At 35.5% G+C, this 4516-nt stretch carries 5 protein-coding genes and 1 pseudogene; all 6 read right to left on the bottom strand.

What is annotated here, in order from left to right:
• Window positions 1-1445: DEAD/DEAH box helicase family protein (locus tag PVV59_RS09380; RefSeq protein ID WP_273755825.1), on the bottom strand; the 1445-nt coding region annotated here is incomplete at its 3' end.
• 566 nt (window positions 1446-2011) lie between these two features.
• Window positions 2012-2443 (bottom strand): annotated as a pseudogene (locus PVV59_RS09375) (DUF3987 domain-containing protein); the annotation flags it as partial.
• Between the two features lie 311 nt (window positions 2444-2754).
• Entirely contained in the window at window positions 2755-3105 is a 351-nt protein-coding gene (locus PVV59_RS09370) for a hypothetical protein (RefSeq protein ID WP_273755824.1), read from the bottom strand.
• A 175-nt stretch (window positions 3106-3280) separates the two neighbouring features.
• The gene (locus PVV59_RS09365) at window positions 3281-3586 is read right to left on the bottom strand and encodes a hypothetical protein (RefSeq protein ID WP_273755823.1); all 306 of its coding nucleotides are present in this window, start codon (window positions 3584-3586) and stop codon (window positions 3281-3283) included.
• A 498-nt stretch (window positions 3587-4084) separates the two neighbouring features.
• Window positions 4085-4207, bottom strand: coding sequence for a hypothetical protein (locus PVV59_RS09360; protein ID WP_273755822.1), 123 nt, complete (start codon window positions 4205-4207; stop codon window positions 4085-4087).
• Between the two features lie 102 nt (window positions 4208-4309).
• Entirely contained in the window at window positions 4310-4510 is a 201-nt protein-coding gene (locus tag PVV59_RS09355) for an AlpA family transcriptional regulator (protein WP_004856846.1), read from the bottom strand.
• Between the last annotated feature and the right edge of the window lie 6 nt (window positions 4511-4516).

Below are 4516 nucleotides of genomic sequence, written 5' to 3'. Positions count from 1 at the left end.
GTATCATCTCCAAGATCAACCTTGATATCCATTTTGGTCAAAGCTTGATAACAACCAACAATCTTTGTTCTATCATCAAGAATAAGTTCATAATCTTTACTGGTGGTTGGCATCTCCATACTTTTACTGATTTCCCCCTCATCAACACCCAAAACAATAATCTTATAAGGGGTTAAAAGTTCATTCTTAACGGCATCAGTAAAACTATAGGTATAAAGAACTTTTCCATAAATACTTTCATCATCCATAGACGCTAGAACGGCATTTACCTCATCCGCACGCTTTTTAGCTGTATCACTAAAGATACGAGGTGTTGCTGTCATATACAGACGTTTGTTCCCTTGAATAACGCTGTTGTTGTGAACCTTAACAAACTCAGATTCATTCTCATCGCTTCCTAATGTTGCCCCCGTGGTTCTATGGGCTTCATCACAAATAATGAAATCAAATGCCGCTAATCCATGATCCTTTTGAGCATCAGCAATCACTTGAATGGATTGATAGGTCGCAAAAATAACAACCATAGCATGGGGAGAAAACTTTCCTACTTTCTCTACAAGCTCTTGTGCATTGGTTGTTGCAGGTAAGGCTAAATCTGATGCCGATAATTCACTATCATCCTCTTGGGCTTTACGACGCTTGCCGATTTGTCTATCCGAACATACCGCAAAGGAACGCAAGGGCAGTTCTGTATCCAGTGTCCATTCACGGATTGTTTGTGACATCAAAGCAAGAGAGGGCACCAAAAACAATACATGCTTGCCTTGACCTGCTATGGTCTCTGCTATCTTAAGGCTTGTAAAAGTCTTGCCCGTTCCACACGCCATAATCAGCTTGCCACGGTCTGCTTCTTTTAAGCCTTCACAAACAGCTTTTAGTGCTTCTATCTGATGATCTAAAAGTTTTTTCTTCTTTCGCTCGTAAAGGACGATTTTGCCTGTCTTATCAAAAATCCCCCAATCGATTTGACTGTTTTCCATATCAAAGAGATGTATCCGATAAACCGGAACAGCTTGTCCTTCAATCATGGTATTGGCATTTTCGCTTAATTCCCCTTCCGTGCTATCAATCAGAAGACGATATTTAAACCTGCTTTTACCAGAGATAGCGATAAAGCTTTCAATGTCCTCTTGTGTAATCTGATGATTGGTTTCATAAAATTGACAGCGAATAGCAACATATTCCTCTTGATCACGAACTTTTGCGACCAAATCAATATCAGTGTCTATATCGCTTCCTTTCCATCCCTTTTCATCAGCGACTTCTCTATAAGTTTGAACCCTTTCGTATTCCTGCTTTTGCAATGGGTCTTGTGTTAAATAGGCTATAACAAACTTTTCAAAAGCAGCTTGCTTATCCTCATCTGATATCGCTTGATCACGATAAGATTGTAAGAGAGAGCGTAAAGTGACATGTTCATGATCAGACTTAAGAGATTGCAGCATATTATAACAGAGCTCCGTTTTGGAATGAGAGGGTTAATTCTTTTCAAAAGAATCAAAATGAAGCTTATTAAATCCATTTTGGACGAATTGAGAAAAAATGCAGAAAAATGCATAAAAACGGATAAATTTTTTCAAAAGGGGCTTTAAAAGGCTATTTATCCACAGCCTATGACGCATGGTTAGATCAGCACAATAGTGAAATTTGCTATTTATTTCACATATCATTCAAGACGAATGCACTATGGGCTTTTAAAACATCAGAATGATCATTTTGATGCATTTTACCATAGGTTTTGTCTGTTTTTAAAACCCCCCAAAACCCCTACAAAACGTATATTATTGGTTGAATTTAGAGCTTGTGTTATCAATATAGGTTGTTTTTTTAAGATCTGTAAAATACTAACATATTGAAATATAATAACTTTTATTTTGTATTCAAAAAATAAAATAATAATGGGTAAAAAGCGCCCCCCAAAACCCCTAAAACCCCCCAAAACTAATGATGGGGAGTGCTTTGAAGGTTCACTGTTATATTGTTTAATGTTTTATAAGATTTCCAAATTGCCTCATTGTGGTGTCTTATAACTTTTCACTAAAGGATGCCATTCATAACGTATGGTAGGTCGACCGCTTTTAGAGCTATTGTTTTCAGATATTGCACGAATATAGTTACAACGACATAAAAGCTCTAAAGCTTGCTTAACGGCTTGATTGTCTGTTAAACATTTCCAATCACGTTTATAAACATCACGTGAAGTAAAACCATCGGGTAAACAATCACAGCGTTCAACAATTAATTTTGCACGCTCTGCTGTTAATGTATCCCCCGCCGCATAAAGACGTCTTGCGTGACTTATCAGATATTTTTCCCAACACAAAGCTCTCTCAAGGGCATCTCTATTGATTTCAAAACGCCCGCCTTCACACAGTTCAAAAATCAACGCAAGACTTGCTATGGTCTTTGGCATTTTTAAAACATGCGATTGTAAGCTTTCTGAGTGAGTGTCCCTCTTTATAGTTTCCTATTAAAGGAAAAAACAAAAAAGAAATAACACTAACCATTTCAGATTTTCATAATGAAGAAAACTTTTTAGTTTTTCTGTTAGTGATGAAAATGTATTTCAAACAATAATGAATATGTTTTCAATTAATCTAAGAGATCCACAATTACATTTTGAATACGAATTTGACATATACAAAGCTGACTTTAGACCTAGCTAAATATTGCTATGAAGAATACAAACAGAATTAAGAAAAAGATGTGTGAATAAATTAATGTAAAAAGCTTTATTATGAGTACGTTATTGAGTTAGAAATCTATGCCAATAGCTTTGGCTTGCATCTTTTCGTAGAGTTTTTGCATTGCCTTGATATTTTCTCTTCTTGCATCAATGATAGATTTTTCAATGTCTGTTAAACGCGCTTTGTCTAGATTTCCTAGCCTTGCATAATGGGATGCCATTGCTTGACGTGCTTCATCATAAGGCAAACCGCCTTTTCGATTTTTCGATAAACTATAAGCCTCATTTACTGTCTTATATTGCATAGGATCACCAACAAGCATCACGTGTTTTTTAACAACATCAATTTCAGTTAATGCTGTTTTAAGACTACCTGACATAGCTTTACTATTGGAATACCTAAATAAATCATTTTCCACGAGATCACGCTCCGTAGCAAGGAGTAACGATAAATCCCCACTTTTCCCAACATTACGAATATGATCGCATAAATCATTTCGTACACTATGTAATTTCTTACTTATAGCTACCTTGCTAAGGTTTTTTACATAGTTATCTTCTTGTGATAAAAATTGTTTTAATAAATCAACTTCCTTAAAAATGACGACCTCCTATCATAACACCTTTATCTAACCAATCTGGACCATATTCCTCATCCGCATTCTTTGTAGAAAATCCCATATCACGAATAAACTGTGCACCATTTTGAGATTTAAGAAATAAAAGTGTATGAGCTGGAAGCTCTGCCATTGCTAACCATTCCCATGCTGTTTTAGTGTCACGTGCTTTAGTTGCTGCCTGTGATTCAGCAGTATAAATACCATCCTGATCAAATCCGCCTGCTCGCAATTCCTCGCGTTCAGCATCAGTCATATAACTTTTGGGTAATTTCTTTTCCATAGGAAATTCCTTTCTGTAATTGTCTTAAAATATTAATCTAATGGTTAAATTTGATCAATTAAATTTCCTATGATTTTTTCAATTTGTTGTTTAAAATGAAAATAAGATAGCTGTTTTTATCTTTAATCATTTTGATTGTTTGTATCAAAGAAAATTATCGTGTTTTCTGATACTAAGATTACACTTAATTGACGATTTTTATTGAACATGACAAAATTTTACGCTTATTTACGTGTTTCTCGTGATTTGACAAGATACAGAAAATCAAAAACTTGGGTTGTTAGAATATACTAACAAAAAAGATTTTTCTCCACTCCATATTAAAAGAAAAACTATCAATAGAAGAAGAGTGGTGCAAACATAAGCTTGATACTTTAATAGAAAGAACAGAGCAGGAGAATTGTTATTGACACCTAAGTTTTCTCATGTAGCGGATTTTTTTAATATTTTAGAAATTTTAAAAGCCGCTAATTAGCATAGTTTATAAGATACGCTAATTTATTCAAGAGATAAGCTAGGCAATTGATCATCATGGGCTGGACAACGGGCACTTCCATAACGCCCATACCAAACCCCACGCAAGGCATTGGTGATGCCCCGAGCATTTATATAAGAAAACATGTTTTTTATCCTATGATATATTGCACCATAGGACGGATTTTGCTATTCATTCTTGAGTGAAAATGGGAAGCCTTGTCCGTCCTTACGTGACAAGGTTTTCATTTATGCGACGTCGTTATAACGTTGCTGTTTCGCTTGCTCTATGACATTAATCAGATCCGATTGTAACCAACGCGATAAAAAGCCAAACTTTAAAGGCTTTGGTAAAGAGCCATTGGTCACATGACGGCGGAATGTTGAAACACTCATATGAAGCAATTTTGCACTTTCACGGTCTGTTAAAAGAATATCGTTTTCTGTCATTATAAT

The organism is Bartonella sp. MM73XJBT.G (assembly GCF_028618435.1).
Classification (GTDB): Bacteria; Pseudomonadota; Alphaproteobacteria; order Rhizobiales; family Rhizobiaceae; genus Bartonella.
The sequence above is the reverse complement of the archived record's forward strand: the minus strand, read 5'-3'. Positions and strand labels throughout refer to the sequence as shown.

Coding starts and splice junctions, on each gene's coding strand:
- PVV59_RS09365 (WP_273755823.1), bottom strand. CDS start 3,586: ATGGAAAAGAAATTACCCAAAAGTTATATGACTGATGCTGAACGCGAG.
- PVV59_RS09360 (WP_273755822.1), bottom strand. CDS start 4,207: ATGTTTTCTTATATAAATGCTCGGGGCATCACCAATGCCTTGCGTGGG.
- PVV59_RS09355 (WP_004856846.1), bottom strand. CDS start 4,510: ATGACAGAAAACGATATTCTTTTAACAGACCGTGAAAGTGCAAAATTG.